The organism is Sphingomonas sp. Leaf32 (genome assembly GCF_001421765.1).
Classification (GTDB): domain Bacteria; phylum Pseudomonadota; class Alphaproteobacteria; order Sphingomonadales; family Sphingomonadaceae; genus Sphingomonas.
Genome location: NZ_LMLA01000007.1, coordinates 180988 through 198635 on the forward strand (window position 1 = coordinate 180988; position 17648 = coordinate 198635).

The 17648-nt window shown below is 68.4% G+C and carries 16 protein-coding genes; 6 read left to right on the forward strand and 10 right to left on the reverse strand.

The window, feature by feature from the left end; all coding sequences use genetic code 11:
- Positions 1–5 precede the first annotated feature (5 nt).
- Both glyA and rpiB read right to left on the reverse strand, forming a co-directional pair.
- Complete coding sequence (gene glyA, locus ASE83_RS08615) at positions 6–1301, reverse strand: serine hydroxymethyltransferase (protein WP_055788252.1); 1296 nt, start codon at positions 1299–1301, stop codon at positions 6–8.
- A gap of 274 nt (positions 1302–1575) precedes the next feature.
- On the reverse strand, positions 1576–2016 hold the full coding sequence (rpiB, locus tag ASE83_RS08620) for a ribose 5-phosphate isomerase B (RefSeq protein WP_055788255.1): 441 nt from the start codon (positions 2014–2016) through the stop codon (positions 1576–1578).
- 71 nt (positions 2017–2087) lie between these two features.
- Between rpiB and ASE83_RS08625 the strand changes: the two genes are divergently transcribed.
- From ASE83_RS08625 to ASE83_RS08635, 3 genes are all read left to right on the forward strand, one after another.
- Positions 2088–2564 carry a hypothetical protein gene (locus tag ASE83_RS08625; RefSeq protein WP_055788257.1) on the forward strand — a complete coding sequence of 159 codons (477 nt, stop codon included), beginning with the start codon at positions 2088–2090 and terminating at the stop codon, positions 2562–2564.
- Positions 2557–3036, forward strand: a complete 480-nt coding sequence (locus tag ASE83_RS08630) for a DUF3429 domain-containing protein (RefSeq protein WP_235513265.1) — start codon at positions 2557–2559, stop codon at positions 3034–3036. Before ASE83_RS08625 ends, ASE83_RS08630 begins: the two co-directional genes overlap by 8 nt.
- A 122-nt stretch (positions 3037–3158) precedes the next feature.
- Positions 3159–3956: a GGDEF domain-containing protein gene (locus tag ASE83_RS08635; RefSeq protein WP_055788260.1), complete on the forward strand. Its 798-nt coding sequence runs from the start codon at positions 3159–3161 to the stop codon at positions 3954–3956.
- A 36-nt stretch (positions 3957–3992) separates the two neighbouring features.
- Here the strand turns inward: ASE83_RS08635 and hemA are convergent, their stop codons facing one another.
- Complete coding sequence (gene hemA / locus ASE83_RS08640) at positions 3993–5237, reverse strand: 5-aminolevulinate synthase (protein WP_055788263.1); 1245 nt, start codon at positions 5235–5237, stop codon at positions 3993–3995.
- 97 nt (positions 5238–5334) lie between these two features.
- The gene (murI, locus tag ASE83_RS08645; protein WP_055788265.1) at positions 5335–6132 is read right to left on the reverse strand and encodes a glutamate racemase; all 798 of its coding nucleotides are present in this window, start codon (positions 6130–6132) and stop codon (positions 5335–5337) included.
- A gap of 99 nt (positions 6133–6231) precedes the next feature.
- On the opposite strand from murI, the gene plsY reads away from it, so the two are divergent.
- From plsY to topA, 3 genes are all read left to right on the forward strand, one after another.
- Positions 6232–6837, forward strand: a complete 606-nt coding sequence (gene plsY, locus ASE83_RS08650; RefSeq protein ID WP_082443375.1) for a glycerol-3-phosphate 1-O-acyltransferase PlsY — start codon at positions 6232–6234, stop codon at positions 6835–6837.
- Positions 6830–7921, forward strand: a complete 1092-nt coding sequence (dprA, locus tag ASE83_RS08655) for a DNA-processing protein DprA (RefSeq protein ID WP_055788272.1) — start codon at positions 6830–6832, stop codon at positions 7919–7921. Before plsY ends, dprA begins: the two co-directional genes overlap by 8 nt.
- Positions 7922–8029: 108 nt before the next feature.
- Complete coding sequence (topA, locus tag ASE83_RS08660; protein ID WP_055788275.1) at positions 8030–10609, forward strand: type I DNA topoisomerase; 2580 nt, start codon at positions 8030–8032, stop codon at positions 10607–10609.
- A 358-nt stretch (positions 10610–10967) separates the two neighbouring features.
- On the opposite strand, the gene ASE83_RS08665 is transcribed toward topA, so the two are convergent.
- The 6 genes from ASE83_RS08665 to ASE83_RS08690 all read right to left on the reverse strand — a co-directional run bounded on the left by ASE83_RS08665 (position 10968) and on the right by ASE83_RS08690 (position 17589).
- Complete coding sequence (locus ASE83_RS08665; RefSeq protein ID WP_055788278.1) at positions 10968–11261, reverse strand: SEL1-like repeat protein; 294 nt, start codon at positions 11259–11261, stop codon at positions 10968–10970.
- 224 nt (positions 11262–11485) lie between these two features.
- Positions 11486–11914, reverse strand: a complete 429-nt coding sequence (locus tag ASE83_RS08670) for a TIGR01244 family sulfur transferase (protein WP_055788281.1) — start codon at positions 11912–11914, stop codon at positions 11486–11488.
- Between the two features lie 58 nt (positions 11915–11972).
- Positions 11973–13742 (reverse strand): DNA helicase RecQ, encoded by a 1770-nt coding sequence (recQ, locus tag ASE83_RS08675; protein WP_055788284.1) that lies wholly within the window; start codon positions 13740–13742, stop codon positions 11973–11975.
- Between the two features lie 244 nt (positions 13743–13986).
- Positions 13987–14769, reverse strand: coding sequence for a class I SAM-dependent methyltransferase (locus tag ASE83_RS08680; RefSeq protein ID WP_055788286.1), 783 nt, complete (start codon positions 14767–14769; stop codon positions 13987–13989).
- Positions 14766–15698: an alpha/beta fold hydrolase gene (locus ASE83_RS08685; RefSeq protein ID WP_235513263.1), complete on the reverse strand. Its 933-nt coding sequence runs from the start codon at positions 15696–15698 to the stop codon at positions 14766–14768. Before ASE83_RS08685 ends, ASE83_RS08680 begins: the two co-directional genes overlap by 4 nt.
- Before the next feature lie 73 nt (positions 15699–15771).
- Entirely contained in the window at positions 15772–17589 is a 1818-nt protein-coding gene (locus tag ASE83_RS08690; protein ID WP_200921871.1) for an ABCB family ABC transporter ATP-binding protein/permease, read from the reverse strand.
- Between the last annotated feature and the right edge of the window lie 59 nt (positions 17590–17648).

Here is a 17648-nt window from a genome sequence, read left to right on the forward strand (position 1 = left end):
ACTCCTTACAGACCCGGATAGATCGGGAACCGCTCGCACAGCGCCCGAACCCGTGCCTTAACGTCCGCCTCGACCTGCGGGTCCCCGGCTTCGCCCTTTGCCCGAAGTCCGTCGAGGACGTCGGCGACCATGTGGCCGATTTCGGCGAACTCGGCCTTGCCGAAACCGCGCGTGGTGCCGGCGGGCGATCCGACTCGGATGCCGCTGGTCTTGACCGGGGGCAGCGGGTCGAAGGGAATGCCGTTTTTGTTGCAGGTGATCGCGGCGCGCTCCAGTGCCTCGTCCGCATCCTTGCCGGTGACGCCCAGCGGGGTCAGGTCGATCAGCGCGAGATGGGTGTCGGTGCCGCCGGCGACGACATCGGCGCCGCGGTCCTTCAGCGTCGCGGCCAGTACCTGCGCGTTTTCGACGACGGCGCGGATATAGTCCTTGAACTCCGGACGCAGCGCTTCGCCGAACGCCACCGCCTTGGCGGCGATCACGTGCATCAGCGGGCCGCCCTGAAGGCCGGGGAACACCGCCGAGTTGATCTTCTTGGCGATGGCTTCGTCGTTGGTCAGCACCATGCCGCCGCGCGGCCCCCGCAGCGTCTTGTGCGTGGTGGTGGTGACGACATCGGCATGACCGAACGGGGTCGGGTGCAGACCCGCCGCGACGATGCCGGCGAAGTGCGCCATGTCGACCATGAACTTCGCACCGACTTCATCGGCGATCGCGCGGAACTTCGCGAAGTCGATGTGGCGCGGATAGGCCGAACCGCCGGCGATGATGAGCGTCGGCTTGTGCTCGCGCGCCAATGCCGCGACCTGATCGTAATCGATCAGGTGCGTTTCGCGGTCGACGCCATATTGCACGGCGTTGAACCACTTGCCCGACATCGCCGCCTTGGCACCGTGCGTCAGGTGGCCACCGGCATCGAGGCTCATGCCCATGATCGTGTCGCCGGGCTTGGTCAGCGCCAGCATCACCGCGCCGTTCGCCTGCGCCCCCGAATGCGGCTGGACGTTGACGAAGCCGCAGCCGAACAATTGCTTGGCGCGGTCGATCGCCAGCTGCTCGACCTCGTCCGAAGGGTGGCAACCCTGATAATAGCGCTTGCCGGGATAGCCCTCGGCGTACTTATTGGTGAAGACGCTGCCTTGCGCTTCCAGCACCGCTTTCGACACGATGTTTTCCGACGCGATCAGCTCGATCTGGTAGCGCTCGCGCTCCAGTTCGTGCGCCACGCCCGCGAACACGGCGGGGTCGGCATCGGCGAGGCTGGTTTCGAAGAAACCGTCGGGGCGGAACTGGTCGATCATGGGGCGCGGCTCCCGCTGAAAAAGAGGTCGCGCGCGCTTTAGTCCGGGTGTCATCGAAATGCCACCCGGGGAATCGGGTTTCGGGACCGATGGTGGTACAAGAAGGTGGTTCACGCGAAGGCGCGGAGACGCGAAGATGTCGCGCACGTGGACACCGATCGCACGGCGATCATGTACAGTCCCTTTGCCGGGTGAACAGGAAGCTCGCTGGCGCGAGAGGAGGCAGCGCACCCCCTTCGCGTCTCCGCGCCTTCGCGTGAACCCGATCTTCCGCTTAAACCGGCGGATTGCCCAGCTTGTCGACGCGGCGCTGGTGGCGGTCGCCGCCGAACGGGGTGGCGAGGAAGGCGGTGAGGCACGCCTTGGCCATTTCGCTCCCGATCATCCGCGCGCCCATCGCGATGACGTTGGCGTCGTTATGTTCGCGCGCCAGCGCCGCCGACAGCGGTTCGGACACCAGCGCACAGCGGCACGCGGCAACGCGGTTGACCGCGATCGAGATGCCGATGCCCGACCCGCACAGCGCGACGCCGAAATCGGCATCGCCCCCGCCAACCGCCTGGGCAAGTCGGTATCCATAGTCGGGATAGTCGACGCTGGCGGCGTCATGCGGGCCGAGGTCGGCGACGTCATGTCCCTGGTCATGCAACCAAGTGGCGAGTTCTGCCTTGAGCGTCAGGGCGGCGTGGTCGGATGCGAGTGCGATGCGGGCCATGACGCGCTTCTAGCGGTCGGGACGGAGCAAGGCTAGGCTTCGTCGCCGACGGGCAGGAAAGGACGAAACGGATGCGTGGAACGATCATCGTGGCGGCTTTGGTGTTGAGCGCCTGCGGAGCCAACGAGCGACGCAGCGAAGGGGCCGCGACCCAGGCCGAGATCGAGAACAGCGCCGCGACCCCGTTGCCCGCGCCGATCGCACCGCGCGCGCCCAGCCCGACGCCGACCTCCACACCGACGCCCAGCGCGACGGGTACGGCGACCCTTGGCGCCAATCACTATCTGGGCCGCTGGATCGGCGTCGAGGGCATGGTCCTGAACGTGTCCGACCCGGCGCAGGGCGAGGTCAAGCTGGATATGCAGTACGACCTCGACAACAAGGGAAGCTATACCGGTACGATCACGCCCGAGGGCATCCGCTTCCAGCGCGGTGCCGAGACGCTGCTGCTGCGGCCGAGCGACGGCGATGCCACCGGCCTGAAATGGCTGGCGGGCAAGAAGGACTGTCTGACGGTCAAGTCGGGCGAAGGCTATTGCCGTGACTGATCCGACGTCCGTGACGACGCCGGTCGGCGTGCGGCCGCCGGTGCCGGCGCTGTTGCTCGGCTATGCCGGACTGCTGCCGCCGATCATCGGTATCGCGCTGCGCCTGATCGATCCGGCACGGGGCGGCATGATGCTGGCGCTGTCGTTGCTCTACGCCGCGCTGATCCTGAGCTTTCTGGGCGGGATGTGGTGGGGCGCGGCGGCGGCACGGGTGACCGGCGCAGCGCTGACGCTATGGCTGGCCATCGCGGTCGTGCCGTCGCTGGTCGCGCTGGCGGCGGGGGCGGTGCTGTTCACGTCGGTCGTGTCGAGTGCGGCGATCGTCGCGGCCGGGCTGCTCGGATCGCTGCTGGTCGACATGGCGCTGGTGCGTGCCGGCCATGTCCCGCCCTGGTGGATGCGGCTGCGCCTGCCGCTGTCGATCGGCCTGGCGGCGCTGACGTTGCTGACCGGGTTGCTGGCGCCACACTGACCATCGCTGCCGGACCGGGACGAATGTCCGGCGACGGACGCTCCGGCGGTTAACCCATTTCCTGCCCTATATAGCGGTGGAGGGCGATTGAAAGCCCCGATCCGGCGGATTAGCGTGCGGCCATGCCGATACGGTTCGACCAAGCCCATGCCGCACTGGCGTTCCTCGAACGCCACGACCTGGAACCCAGCCCCGCGCTGTACGACCTTGCGCTGGTGCACCTGTCCGATGCCGATCCCATGTTGTCGCGGACGATCGAGCAGGAGGTCGCCGACGGGGGCAGGTTGCCGGCGGACCGGGCGGCGGCGCTGTACGCCACGTTGCGCGGCGGATCGGACCCGACCGACCCGCACGCGCTGGCGATGCGGATCGCCGGGACCGAACGCGACCTGGCGATGCTGCGCGACGAGGTGGCGACGTTGCGCGCGCTGCTGCAGGGCGGGGATGCCGATCACGACAAGCTGACCAACGCCCTGAACCAGACGGGCGCGCGACGCATCCTCGACCAGATCGGGGAGCAGGACCGCCGGTTCGTCGTGCTGATGGTCGCGATCGACCGGCTGGTCGGCATCAACCGCGAGTTCGGCCATACGGTCGGCGACAACATCCTGAACGCCTTCGCCGCCAAGCTGCAACGGACCTTTCCCGAGCAGGAGGTGATCCGGTGGGGCGGGAACGAGTTCATCGTCGTGATCCCGGGGCAGACGATCACCGCCGTCCGCGTGGCGGCCGAGGAAGTGCTGCAATTGCTGGCCGAGCGCAATTTTCGCCTGCGCGAATCGGGCGAGTCGATCGGGCGGGTCACCGCTTCGGCGGCGATCGTGCCGGACCATGTCGGCAATTTCGAGGTGATCCTGCGCGAAGCACGGGCAAGGATCGAAACCGCGGTCGCGGCGGGCGGGAACCGGGTCGAGGTGTAGGCGCGCAATCCTCCCCGGCACGGGGAGGATGGTGCGTTACGCCGCCTTCTTCAGTTCCAGCCGGCCCCAGATCTCGACCAGTGCGGCGGTGAGTTCGCGCATCATCGCTTCGTCATGCGCCGGGCCGGGGGTGAAGCGCAGCCGTTCGGTGCCGCGCGGCACGGTCGGGTAATTGATCGGCTGAACGTATACGCCATATTCGCGCAGCAGGATGTCGCTGATCCGCTTGGCCTTGACCGGGTCGCCGACCATCAGCGGCACGATATGGGTGGTGGTGTCCATCACCGGCAGCCCGGCTTGCGTGAACAGCGACTTGAGCATCGCGGCGGCGGCCTGTTGCCCCGCGCGCTCGGCGGGCGATGCCTTGAGGTGGCGGACGCTGGCCAGCGCGCCGGCGACCAGAACCGGCGACAGCGAGGTCGTGAAGATGAAGCCGGGCGCATAGGAGCGGATGACGTCGATGACGGTGCGGTCGGCGGCGATATAGCCACCCATGACGCCGAACGCCTTGCCCAGCGTGCCCTCGACGATGGTCAGCCGGTGGGCGGCGGCGTCGCGTTCGGAAATGCCGCCGCCGCGCGCACCGTACATGCCGACCGCGTGCACTTCGTCGAGATAGGTGAGCGCGTTGTATTTGTCGGCCAGGTCGCAGATCGCGTGGATCGGCGCGACGTCGCCGTCCATCGAATAGACGCTTTCGAAGGCGATCAGCTTGGGCACCGCCGGGTCCTCGGCGGCCAGCAGTTCCTCCAGATGCGCCAGGTCGTTGTGGCGGAACACCCGCTTCTCGCAGCCCGAATGGCGGATGCCGGCGATCATCGACGCGTGGTTCAGTTCGTCGGAAAAGATGACGCAACCGGGCAGGATGCGCGCCATGGTCGACAGCGTAGCCTCGTTCGAGACATAGCCCGACGTGAACAGCAGCGCCGCTTCCTTGTCGTGCAGGTCGGCCAGTTCGGTTTCGAGGTCGATATGATAATGGGTGTTGCCGCCGATATTGCGGGTGCCGCCCGAACCGGCGCCGACATCGTGCAGCGCTTCCTCCATCGCAGCGATGACCGCCGGATGCTGGCCCATCGCCAGATAGTCGTTGGAGCACCAAACGGTGATCGGCTTCGGCCCGTTATGCCCGGCGAAGCAGCGCGCATTGGGGAATTGCCCCTTGTTGCGCAGGATGTCGATGAAGACGCGGTAGCGCCCTTCCTCGTGCAGGCGGTCGATCGCCTGTGCGAAGACACGGTTGTAATCGACCGAGCGGGCCGGAACTGCGTCGATGCTCATGGGGCGCGGGTGTACCTGTTGGCCGCGCCGGTTTCCAGCGGATAAAAGCGGTTACGGTGATCGGCGGGGTTGGACATATTGTCCAAGGGGCGGGAGGCTACAGCGCCTCGACTACCGTGAACCTCTGCGACTCCAGCCCCGCCGCGATGGCGCGTTCCCTTGTCCCCAGCCGGGTGAAGACCAGCCGGCCCGGAACCGGAGTCGCGGGAAACGCCTGTCCCTGTGTCAGCGCCACGATGCGTCGCGCGATGCCGGGGCCGCCGTCGACGAAGGCGACCTGCGGTGCGACGGCGCGCATCGCGTCCTCCAGCAGCGGGAAATGGGTACAGGCGTTGACGATGACGTCGATCCGGTCGCCCCCCGGCTGGTCGAACAGCCCGGCCAGTTCGGCGGCGATAGCGTCGGGCGGGGGCGGGGTGCCGGCCAGCGCCCCTTCCGCCAGTTCGACCAGCGCCGCCGATCCGTGGCGCAGCACGGTGCAGTCGGCGGCAAAGCGTGCGGCAAGGTCGTCGACATAGGGCTGGCGCACCGTCGCCTGCGTGCCCAGCACGCCGATGACGCGCGTCCTGCTCGTTTCCGCCGCGACCTTGATCGCCGGCACGGTGCCGACGACGGGCAGGTCCAGCGCGGCGCGCACTACCGGCAGCGCGATGGTCGACGCGGTGTTGCAGGCGATGACGACGAGGCGCGGGCGATAGCGCTCCACAAGACGACCGAGCAGCGCCGGCACCCGCGCGGCGATCTCGCTTTCGCTCTTCGTGCCATAAGGAAACCCGGCCGAGTCGGCGGCATAGACGATCGGCGCGGTCGGCAGCAGCGCGCGGGTGGGGGCCACGACCGACAGGCCGCCGACACCCGAATCGAAGAACAGGATCGGTTGCGTCGCCGGGTCCATGATCGGTTCGGTACTCCCTGACATCGCCCGCCGCGTTGCAAGCCGCCGCCGAACCCCTTACCCTTCGCACCACGGACGGCAAGGTTAACGGGGGCTATTCTGTCGAGCGAAGTCATATGGTGGCCGCCGGTCGCCGCGTTGCTGATCGGCTATCTGCTCGGATCGATCCCGTGGGGCATCCTGCTGACCCGGATCGCAGGGGCGGGTGACCTGCGCACGATCGGATCGGGCAATATCGGCGCGACCAACGTGCTGCGCACCGGGCGCAAAGGGCTGGCGGCGGCGACGCTGCTGCTCGACCTGCTCAAGGGCGCGGCGGCGGTGTGGATCGTGCGGGCGCTGTTCCCCGGCGAGGAACTGGTCGCGGGCGCGGCGGCGTTCGTCGGCCACTGTTATCCGCTGTGGCTGCGGTTCCGGGGCGGCAAGGGCGTGGCGACGATGATGGGCGTCGTGGTGGCATTGAGCCCGATCGCGGGCCTGGCCTATGCGGTCGTGTGGCTGGGGCTGCTGGGGACCGTGCGCATCTCTTCGGTTGCCGGCATGGCGGCGGCGGTCGCCGCGCCGATCGCGGCGGCGGCGATCGGGCGGTTCGACCTGGTGATCCTGTTCCTCGGCCTCGCGCTGATCGTGCTGTGGAAGCACCGCGAGAATATCGAGCGGCTGGTCGCTGGTACGGAGCCGAGAATCGGCCGCAAGCGTGACTGAACCGCAAGCGGCGCGGTTCGCGGCGCTGCGGCTGATCCGGTCGGCCAATATCGGACCGGTCACGTTTCGCGCGCTGATCGAGCGGTACGGAGATGCGGTGGCGGCGATCGAGGCGCTGCCGATGCTCGCCGCGCGGGGTGGGGGCAGGGCGCCCGTGCTGGCAGACGAAGGTCTGGTGCGCCGGGAGATCGCGACCGTCCGGGGGTTAGGTGGACGATACCTGCTGCTCGGCGATCCCGACTATCCCGCCCTGCTGGCCGAGATCGATAGTGCGCCGCCCGCGCTGATCGTGCGCGGCGAGCTGTCGCTGCTGGCGCGACCGGCGGTAGCGATGGTCGGCGCGCGCAATGCGTCGGCGGCGGCCTGCCGCTTCGCGCGCGGGCTGGCCGAGGAACTGGGCGCGGCAGGCTATACCGTCGTGTCCGGGCTGGCGCGCGGGATCGACACGGCGGTGCATCTGGGGGCGATCGGCCATGCGACCATCGGCGTCATCGCCAGCGGGATCGACGTGGTGTTTCCGCCGGAAAATGCCGCCTTGCAGGAGGATGTCGCCACGCGCGGGCTGCTGGTCGCGGAACAGCCGCCAGGCACCCAGCCGCTCGCCCGCCATTTCCCGTCGCGCAACCGCATCATCGCCGGGCTGGCGCTGGGAACGGTGGTGTTGGAGGCAGCGCCGCGCTCCGGATCGCTCATCACCGCGCGGCTGGCCGGCGAGGCGGGGCGGGAGGTGATGGCGGTGCCCGGATCGCCGCTCGACCCGCGGGCGCAGGGGTGCAATTCGCTGATTCGCGAAGGCGCGACGCTGGTGCAGACGGCGGCGGACGTGGCGGAGATGCTGCGGCCGATCGACGCGCGGGCAGTACGCTCGCCGGGGGGTGTCTATCGTCCCGAACCGGCGGCAGCGGACGCGAGCGCAGCGGAACGGACGCGGATCGTGGGGCTGCTGGGACCGGTGCCGGTCGCGGTCGACGAGCTCGTGCGCCAGTCGGGATGCCCGACCCCGGTGGTGCAAACGGTGCTGCTGGAACTGGAACTGGCCGGGCGGCTGGAGCGGCACGCCGGGGGGCGGGTCAGTCTGGGTTAGGCCGTGTCGTAACATTTCCTCTCTAGCCGCATCGCAACCCCCGACTTGACGCCACCCCCCGGCGCTCCCCACTCTCGTACGCGTACGCACAAGGACCGACCGCCCATTATGCAGCTCGTCATCGTCGAATCGCCCGCCAAGGCGAAGACCATCGAAAAATATCTGGGGTCCGATTACCGCGTCCTCGCCTCCTACGGCCATGTCCGCGACCTGCCGCCCAAGGACGGGTCGGTGAACCCCGACGACGGCTTCGCGATGGATTGGGAAACGTACGCCGACAAGACGAAGCAGCTCAAAGCGATCACCGACCTGGCGAAGACCGCCGACCGCCTGATCCTCGCCACCGACCCTGATCGTGAAGGGGAGGCGATCAGCTGGCATGTGCAGGAGGTGCTGAAGAAGCGCCGCGCACTGCCCAAGGAGGTCGAGCGGGTCACGTTCAACGCGATCACCAAGCCGGCGATCCTGGCAGCTATGAAGGCCCCGCGCGAGCTGGATACCGACCTGATCGATGCGTATCGGGCGCGGCGCGCGCTCGACTATCTGGTCGGTTTCACGTTGTCGCCGGTGCTGTGGCGCAAGCTGCCCGGTGCCAAGTCGGCCGGGCGCGTACAGTCGGTGGCGCTGCGCCTGCTGGTGCAGCGCGAGCGCGAGATCGAGACGTTCATCGCGCAGGAATATTGGTCGGTCGTCGCGAAGATGGAGGCCGACGGCACGCCGTTCGACGCGCGCCTCGTCAAATTGAAGGGCAAGAAGCTCGACAAATTGTCGCTGGGCGATGCCGGGTCGGCCGAGGTCGCGAAGGCGGCGGTGGTCGATGGCCGTTTCACCGTCATCAATGTCGAGACGAAGCCCGCGACGCGCAATCCGCCGCCGCCCTTCACCACCTCGACACTGCAACAGGAAGCCGCGCGCAAGCTGGGTTTCTCCGCCAGCCACACGATGCGGATCGCACAGTCGCTCTATGAGGATGGCGCGATCACGTACATGCGGACCGATGGCGTGCAGATGGACGGATCGGCGATCGATGCCGCGCGCGGGGCGATCGCCAAGCGCTATGACGGCAGCTACGTTCCCGACAAGCCGCGCCAGTACCAGACCAAGGCCAAGAATGCGCAGGAAGCGCACGAGGCGATCCGCCCGACCGATTTTTCGAAGGACCGCGCCGGGTCGGGCGACCATGGCCGGCTGTACGACCTGATCTGGAAGCGGGCGCTCGCCAGCCAGATGGCGTCGGCGCGGATGGAGCGGACCGCCGTCGAGCTGGAGGACCAGACCGGCCAGACCGGGCTGCGTGCGACGGGTCAGGTCGTGCTGTTCCCCGGATACCTCGCGCTGTACGAGGAAGGGCGCGACGATGCGGCGGACGAGGATTCGCGCCGCCTGCCGCTGCTCCGGTCGGGCGATGCCCCGGCCAAGAAGGACGTGGTCGCCGAACAGCATTTCACCCAGCCGCCGCCGCGCTTCTCCGAAGCGTCGCTGGTCAAGCGGCTGGAGGAACTGGGGATCGGGCGGCCGTCGACCTATGCCTCGATCATCCAGGTGCTGAAGGATCGCGGCTATGTCCGCGTCGAGAAGAACCGGTTCTTCGCCGAGGAGACCGGGCGGTTGCTGACCGCGTTCCTCGAACGCTTCTTCGAGAAATATGTCGGCTACGACTTCACCGCCGAGCTGGAAGAAGAACTGGACGACGTGTCGGGCGGGCGTGCCGAATGGCAGGCGGTGCTCGAAGCCTTCTGGCGCGACTTCAAGCCGCGCACGTCGGAGGTGATGGAGCAGCAGCCGAGCGCGATCACCGCCGAGCTGGACATATTCCTCGGCAGCTATCTGTTCCCCGACAAGGCCGATGGTACCGATCCGCGCCTGTGCCCGAATTGCGGCGAGGGGCGGCTGGCGCTGCGTGGCGGCAAGTTCGGCGCGTTCATCGCCTGCTCCAACTATCCCGAATGCAAATATACCCGCCGCTTCGCGCAGCCGGGCGGCGAGGAGGGCGGCGATGCCGGTCCCGAAGGACTGGGCAAGGACCCGGCAACGGGGCTGGAGGTCGAGCGCAAGTCGGGTCGCTTCGGGCCGTACATCCAACTGGGCGATGGCAAGGATGCCAAGCGCGCGTCGATTCCGAAGGATATCGGCGAACTGAACCTTGAATGGGCGCTCAAGCTGCTCAGCCTGCCGCGCACCATCGGCAACCATCCGGAAACGGGTGAGCCGATCGAGGCGGCGATCGGGCGCTATGGCCCGTATCTCAAGCATGCCGGCAAATATGCGCGGTTGCAGACGACGGCGGACGTGTTCGAAACGGGCATGAACGCGGCGGTGGTCAAGCTGGCCGAGGCGGCGGCGGGCGGCGGACGTCCCGCGCGCGGGGCGGCGAAGGAGCCGCTGAAGGTGCTGGGCGCGCATCCGCGTACCGAGGCCGAGATCAAGCTGATGGAAGGGCGCTATGGCCCGTATGTCACCGATGGCACGACCAACGCGACGATCCCGAAGTCGATCGAACCGCAGGCGCTGACGCTGGAGGAAGCCGCGCAGCTGATCGACGACCGCGCGGCGGCGGCGCCGGCCAAGGGGAAGAAGAAGCCGGCGGCGAAGAAGGCCGCGCCGAAAAAGGCAGCGGCGAAGGATGGGGCGGTGAAGAAGGCGCCGGCCAAGAAGGCTCCCGCGAAGAAGCCGGCGGCGAAGGGATAGATTCCCCCGGTCGTCACTCCCGCGAAGGCGGGAGTCCATATGCACTGGCGTTGCGGATCCTGCCGTGGCGTTGGCGTGTATGGATTCCCGCCTTCGCGGGAAGGACGGAACTGTGGTTCAGCCGGGCCGAACCAACCGTCATCCTGGCAAAAGCGGGGATATCTCCGCTACATCGCGGAACAAGAGCGCTGAAGGCCGGATGATATCCGGTCCAACCGTTCGTCCTGAGTAGGCGCTGAGCTTGTCGAAGCGGCGTATCGAAGGACCGGGGCAGGTGCTTCGATACGGGTCTTCGACAAGCTCAGCCCCTACTCAGCACGAACGGTTTGGCTGGATGCTGTGCGCGATAGCGCCGCCGTCAGTGTGCCCGTACGCCCGTCTGCAGGAACGCCCGCGCCGCCTTCTGCGCGTCGGCGATCTGGCGCGGGGTCATGTCGCAGGCGATTTCCGCGCGCCATGCCTGTGCCTCCTCGACGCCAGACATGGCGGCGAGGTTGAACCATTTATGCGCCTCGACCAGGTCGATCATCGCCCCGCCGGTGCCGCTGGAATAGCAGATGCCGAGATCGAACCACGCCGTGCTGTTATCCGCGCTTGCGTCTTCCACCCGGCTTTCCGAGAGGAAGCGGGCGCCTTTCTGACCAATGCCCATGTTCTGAACCCCCTTTGGTACAGGCACGAAATTGCCGGTTGGGGGTTGCGATTTGGTTAACGCCGAAAACCAAAGCGGTTCAGTGCGTTAACGTACCCTGGATTAAGCATGTTGCGGTCGGTGCCGCTTATCCTTGCGTGGACTCCCCCAAGCTGGGGCCGCATCGGTGCCGGCGTATGGCATCGGGCCCCTTTTTCCCGGGGGGAGCACACGGGACGCGCGGATCAGCCCTGTGTGAGTGCGTCCAGCGTCGGGCGGATGCCCGACAGGTCGTAGCCGGCACCGCCGCCCGCCGCGACCAGTTCCGCCGGATCGCCGCCCTGCTTGGCGCTGGCGAGCGCCCACAGGTTGCACGACCGCGTACCCGAACGGCAATAGGCCAGGATCGGACCGTCGGCTTCGGTCAGGATCGCCGCCATCGCGTCGAGCTGGGGATGGCTGAACCCGGCATGGGTAATCGGAATGGCGTGATAGGCCAAGCCCGCCGCCGCGGCGGCGTCGGCGATCGCGTCGCCGGCCGGCTGGCCCGCTTCCTCGCCATCGGGACGGTTGTTGACGATGGTGGTGAACCCTTCCGCCTTCAGCGTCGCGACGTCGTCGGCGGTGATCTGCGGGCTGACCGAGATGCGGTCGTCGATACGGCGGATATGCATGGGGGGAGGATAGCGTCCGAAAGAGACGCGCGCAAATCCTCCCCGGTACGGGGAGGATCTAGTGTTGCTTGATTACCGACAGGAACGCGTCGCCATAGGCCTGCAGCTTCTTCTCGCCCACACCGGTAATGCGCCGCATTCCGCCGATCGTCTGCGGGCGGTCGCTGGCCATGTCGCGCAGCACCGAATCGTGGAAGATGACATAGGGCGGCACGCCCGCCTCCTGCGCCAGTTCGCGGCGTTTGGCGCGCAATGCCTCGAACAGCGGATCGCCGGTCGGGTTCGGGGTCGCCGACGTGCCGCCACGGCCGCGCCGTCGCTCGTGCTTGGGCGGGACGATCAGCGACAGCGTGTCGCCGCCCTTCAACAACCCGCGTGCGGCAGGACCGAATTCCAGCCCGCCATGTTCGTTGGCGCGCAACGCGTCGCGCAGTTGCAGCGCGCGGCCGACCGGTTTGAGCAGGGCCAGCTCGTCGCCCTCGACGATGTTCCACACCGACAGGTTTTCGTGGCCATTGGTCATGCTGCGCTCGGTCGACTGGCCGGTCAGCACCTGTTCGATATAGGTCGCGCCGAACATCATGCCGGTGCGGAACACGGCGGAGAGATATTTCTGCGCCACCTGCGTCGCGTCGACCGCATTGGGCGGTTGCAGGCAATTGTCGCAATTGCCGCAGAATTCGGGCGGCGTCTCGCCGAAATGCCTGAGCAGGATGGCGCGGCGGCAGCCGGCGGTCTCGACCAGCGCGCCAAGCGAATTGAGCCGCTGGCGCTCGCCCGGCTGGCGCGCGGGTTCGACCTCACCGATCCGCTGACGCGCGCGGGCGAAGTCGTCGGCGCCCCAGAACAGATGCGCGACCGCCGGGTCGCCGTCGCGGCCGGCGCGGCCGGTTTCCTGATAATAGGCCTCGATCGACTTCGGCAGCCCGGCGTGCGCGACGAAGCGGACATCGGGTTTGTCGATACCCATGCCAAAGGCGATGGTCGCGACCATCACCATGTCTTCGGACGCGACGAAGTCATGCTGGTTGCGCTGGCGCACGGCGGGGTCCAGCCCGGCATGATAGGCGCGGGTCGGCCGCCCGGTCTTCGCCAATGCCTCGGCCAGTTTCTCGGTCCCCGCACGCGACTGGACATAGACGATGCCGGGGCCGGGCGTGGCGGCGATGATGTCGGCGATCTGGCGGGTGCCCTGATCGCGCGGGGTGATGTGGTAGCGGATATTGGGCCGGTCGAAGCCGGCGACGATCAGCCCGTCCTGCGGAATGCCGAGCTGTTCGAGGATGTCGGCACGGGTATGGGCGTCGGCGGTGGCGGTGAGCGCGAGGCGGGGCACGTCCGGAAACTGGTCGAACAGCGGGCGCAGCAGGCGGTAATCGGGGCGGAAGTCGTGGCCCCATTCGCTGACGCAATGCGCCTCGTCGATCGCGAACAGCGACAGGTTGCCGCGCCCCAGCAGCTCGCGAAAATCGCTGCCCGATGCGCGTTCGGGCGCGACGTAGAGCAGGTCCAGTTCACCGTCGAGGAAGCGGCCCCGCGTTTCCGCCCGGTTGTCGTCGGCGGAGGTCAGCGTCGCGGCGCGGATGCCGACGGCGGTGGCGGCGCGCAACTGGTCGTGCATCAGCGCGATCAGCGGCGACACGACGACGCAGGTCCCCGGCAGCATCTGTGCCGGCAGCTGATAGGTCAGCGACTTGCCCGCCCCGGTCGGCATCACCGCCAGCGTGCGCTGGCCGGACAGCACCCGGTCGACCACTTGCCGCTGGACTCCGCGAAAGTCGGGAAAGCCGAAGGTGGATTGCAATACGGGGATCGGGTCGAGCGCCATCGGCTCCCACCTAGGGATGCGGGGCGGGCGCGTCGAGGGGTGGTGGGCGGATGTGCAGCCACGTACGCCCATCCCCAGCGTCACCCCAGCGCAGGCTGGGGTCTCCCGATTGGTTGGCGAGGCAGGAGCCGCAGGAAACCCCAGCCTGCGCTGGGGTGACGATTGGGGCAAGGATGACGTTCGGGGTTGTGGTGACACCGGGGTTGGAATGACGATTGGGGCAGGGGTGGCCTCATGCGGCCGCCTATTCCACTCGCACCGCGCGCCAGCCTTCGCCGGTGATCGCCGCTTCCCCCACGGTCCCGCGATAGGCGCGCCCGCCCGCCGTGAAGCGCAGCGCCGTCCCGCGCAGGACACCGGTCAGCGCCGTGCCGTCCAGCGTGCCCGTCACGTCCTGAAACCGCTGGTCGAGGGTCAGCGGCACCTGCCGACCATCGGGCAGCGTCGCGCGCCACGTGCCGCCTGCCACCGCCGGCACGATCCACAGATAGACGCGGCGGTCGCCCACCAGCCGCTCCGCATCGGCGCGCCAGTCGCCCATGTCGAAGGCGTGGGTGACGATCCGCGTGCCGGGCCTCAGTTCGGTCAGCAGGCGCGGGCGCAGCGCCATATTGATGCGCGGCAACAGGTACAGGGTCACGACGCTGGCATCGCTGAGCGGCGTGGCGAACAGGTTGGCGGTGGTGAAGCGGGCGCGGTCCTGTAGTCCTTGGAGGGCAGCGTTGCGGCGGGCGCGCTCGACCAGCGTCGCGTCGATCTCCACGCCCCGCGCCTGCGCCCCCAAACGTGCCGCGGCCAGCGGGATGCGGCCGTCGCCCGATCCCAGGTCGATCAGCGTGTCGGCCGGCCCCACCCCGGCGATCGACAGCATCGCATCGACCACCGGTTCGGGCGTGGGAACATAGGGCACGTCATAGGTCGGCTCGCGCGCGGCGATGCCTCTGCCGGCCAGGATGTCGCCCATCCCGTCGCCATAGGCGCTGCACCCGCCGAGCAGGACGGCGAGGAGCAGCGCCCGGCGCTTCACGCGGTGGCGGCCGTGCGCAGCCAGGCGGCGGTGTCGGCGGCGTGGGTGACCGGGATCATGTGCCCGCCGCCGATCATGGTCAGCGTCGCGCCGGGGATTTCGCCGGTGGTGACCTCGCCCTGCCGGACCGGATCGAGCAGTTCGTCGCCCTGACCATAAAGGATCGCGACCGGCAGCCGGATCGCGCCATAGCGCGGGACCATCGTCGCCAGCGCGCGATTGGCGTCGGTCAACTCGGCGGCGCCCGCCTGAAAGCTCGACGGGCGCAGCGCGATCAGGCCGCCGCCGCGCGTGCCGAAGTCCGCCGGCACCGGATCGGGCGCGAACACCTGTTTCGACACGACCGGGCCGGTCAGCGTGGTCAGCGGTATGCCGACCGTCCACGCGGCCAGGCCCCGTATGGCGGCGGGCGGGGCCTTGCCCCGGAACATGGGCGGCATCGCCGTCATCCGCTGCGTCAGCGGGGCGATGAGCGCGAGGCCGCGAATCTTCGACGGCTGGTTGAGCGCCATGGCCAGCGCCACCGCGCCGCCCATCGAATGCCCGACCAGCAACGGCCGGTCGAGGCCCAGCGCGTCGATCAGGTCGGCGATCATCCGCGCCTGCGTCTCGATCGTCGGATGGTCGCCCTCGACGGCCGAATGGCCCCAGCCGGGCCGGTCGACCACGATCAGCCGGTGGTCGGCCAATTGCCCGGTCAACGCATAGGTGAAGTTGCGCAACTGGCCATAGATGCCGTGGAGCAGGACGATCGGCGGACCGTCGCCGCCGGTATCGACATAGTGCAGCCGGGCGCCCGGCACGTCGACGAACTCGCCGTCCGCCGGGACCAACGCCTCCGCCGCGCTGGCCGCCAGCGCCGTCCACAGCGCGAGCGCGCCGCCGATCAGGGCGGTCGTCGTCGCCGCCTTCTTCAGATTGTCCTTCACGCGCGTTCCTCCCGCAATGCGTCGGGGATACGCCTCAGGCTGGCGGAGTGTCCATCGTCGATGACGATCGGCCCTACGCCTCGGCCAGCGCCGCCTCGCGCTCATCGGCCTGTCGCGCCCACATGTCGGCATAGGTGCCGCCCAGGCGCAGCAGGTCGGCATGCGATCCGCTTTCGGCCACGCGCCCGCCCTCCAGCACGACGATGCGGTCGGCATGGACCACGGTCGACAGGCGGTGGGCGATGACTATGGTGGTGCGGCCGCGCTCGATCGCCTCCAGCGTGTCGAGGATGTCGGCCTCGGTCCGGCTGTCGAGCGCGCTGGTCGCTTCGTCGAGGATCAGCACCGGCGGGTTTTTCAGCAGGGTGCGGGCGATCGCGACGCGCTGCTTCTCGCCGCCCGACAGCTTCAGCCCGCGTTCGCCGACGCGCGTGTCATATCCTTGCGGCAGGCTGGCGATGAACGGCGCGATCGACGCGCCGCGCGCCGCTTCGGCAATGGCGTCGGCGCCCGCATCGGCGCGGCCATAGGCGATGTTGTAGCCGATGGTGTCGTTGAACAGCACGGTATCCTGCGGCACGATGCCGATCGCGCTGCGCAGCGAGGCCTGCGCGACCTGCGCGATGTCCTGTCCGTCGATGGTGATCCGCCCGGCGGTGGGATCGTAGAAGCGGAACAGCAGCCGGGCGAGCGTCGACTTGCCCGCGCCCGACGGCCCGACGACCGCCAGCGTGGTGCCCGGCGGAATGTCGAGGTCGATGCCGTTCAGGATCTGCCGCCCGTCGCCATAGCCGAACCCGACCCCTTCGAACCGGACATGGCCACGCCTGACGGTCAGCGGCGGGGCCTGCGCCACATCGACGATTTCCGCCGGCGCATCGATCAGGTCGAACATCGCCCCCATGTCGACCACCCCCTGCCGCACGGTGCGATAGACCATGCCGAGCAGGTCGAGCGGGCGGAACAGCTGGGTCAGCAGCGTCGACACCAGCACGACGTCGCCCGGCGTGAACCGCCCGCTGCTCCACCCGAACACGATCAGCGCCATGCCGCCGCCCAGCATCAGCGCGGTGATGAGCGCCTGTCCGATATTGAGCAGCGCCAGCGAATTTTCCGACTTCACCGCCGCATCGGCATAGCCGGCGATGGCGCGGTCGTAGCGCTGCGCCTCCCGCTCCTCCGCGCCGAAATATTTGACCGTTTCGAAGTTCAGCAGCGAATCGACCGCATGGGCGACCGCGCCGGTGTCGAGGTCGTTCATCCGTTCGCGAAGCGCGGAGCGCCAGTCGGTGACCCAGCGGGTGAAGGCGATGTAGAACACCACCATCGCCATCGTGCCGCCGACCAGCCACCCGCCGAAGCGCGTGCCGAAGATCGTCAGCACCAGCGTCAGTTCGAGGATGGTCGGCGCGATGTTGAACAGCAGGAAATACAGCATCGTGTCGATGCTCTTGGTCCCGCGCTCGACCACCTTGGTCACGGCGCCGGTACGCCGTTCGAGGTGAAAGCGCAGCGACAGCGCGTGGAGGTGGCGGAACACCGACGCCGCCAGCCGCCGGGTCGCGTCCTGCCCGACCCGTTCGAACACGACGTTGCGCAGATTGTCGAACAGCGTGCCGCCGAACCGCGCCGCCGCGTAGCCGGCAACCAGCGCGACGACCAGCCACAACGCATCGCGCGATCCGGCGGCCATGGTGTCGATCGCACCCTGCAACGCAAACGGCGCACCGTAGACCTGCACCAGCTTCGACGCGACGACCAGCAGCAGCGCGGCGACGATGCGCACCTTCAGCCCCGGCGCGTCGGCGGGCCAGAGATAGGGTAGGAAGCGGCGGAGCGTCGCCAGCATCGGCCGGGTCGGACCGGAGGCGGGAAAGGTTTCTGGCGGCATGGCAAGCGCCATTTGGGGAGGCCGGCGTGGATAGGCAACGCTTCGTCGGAACAAGCGGC

Excerpts from the sequence above, each read along its gene's own strand:
- glyA (WP_055788252.1), bottom strand. The coding sequence starts at position 1,301 with ATGATCGACCAGTTCCGCCCCGACGGTTTCTTCGAAACCAGCCTCGCC.
- rpiB (WP_055788255.1), bottom strand. The coding sequence starts at position 2,016 with ATGGCCCGCATCGCACTCGCATCCGACCACGCCGCCCTGACGCTCAAG.
- ASE83_RS08625 (WP_055788257.1), top strand. The coding sequence starts at position 2,088 with ATGCGTGGAACGATCATCGTGGCGGCTTTGGTGTTGAGCGCCTGCGGA.
- ASE83_RS08635 (WP_055788260.1), top strand. The coding sequence starts at position 3,159 with ATGCCGATACGGTTCGACCAAGCCCATGCCGCACTGGCGTTCCTCGAA.
- hemA (WP_055788263.1), bottom strand. The coding sequence starts at position 5,237 with ATGAGCATCGACGCAGTTCCGGCCCGCTCGGTCGATTACAACCGTGTC.
- murI (WP_055788265.1), bottom strand. The coding sequence starts at position 6,132 with ATGGACCCGGCGACGCAACCGATCCTGTTCTTCGATTCGGGTGTCGGC.
- topA (WP_055788275.1), top strand. The coding sequence starts at position 8,030 with ATGCAGCTCGTCATCGTCGAATCGCCCGCCAAGGCGAAGACCATCGAA.
- ASE83_RS08665 (WP_055788278.1), bottom strand. The coding sequence starts at position 11,261 with ATGGGCATTGGTCAGAAAGGCGCCCGCTTCCTCTCGGAAAGCCGGGTG.
- ASE83_RS08670 (WP_055788281.1), bottom strand. The coding sequence starts at position 11,914 with ATGCATATCCGCCGTATCGACGACCGCATCTCGGTCAGCCCGCAGATC.
- recQ (WP_055788284.1), bottom strand. The coding sequence starts at position 13,742 with ATGGCGCTCGACCCGATCCCCGTATTGCAATCCACCTTCGGCTTTCCC.
- ASE83_RS08690 (WP_200921871.1), bottom strand. The coding sequence starts at position 17,589 with ATGCCGCCAGAAACCTTTCCCGCCTCCGGTCCGACCCGGCCGATGCTG.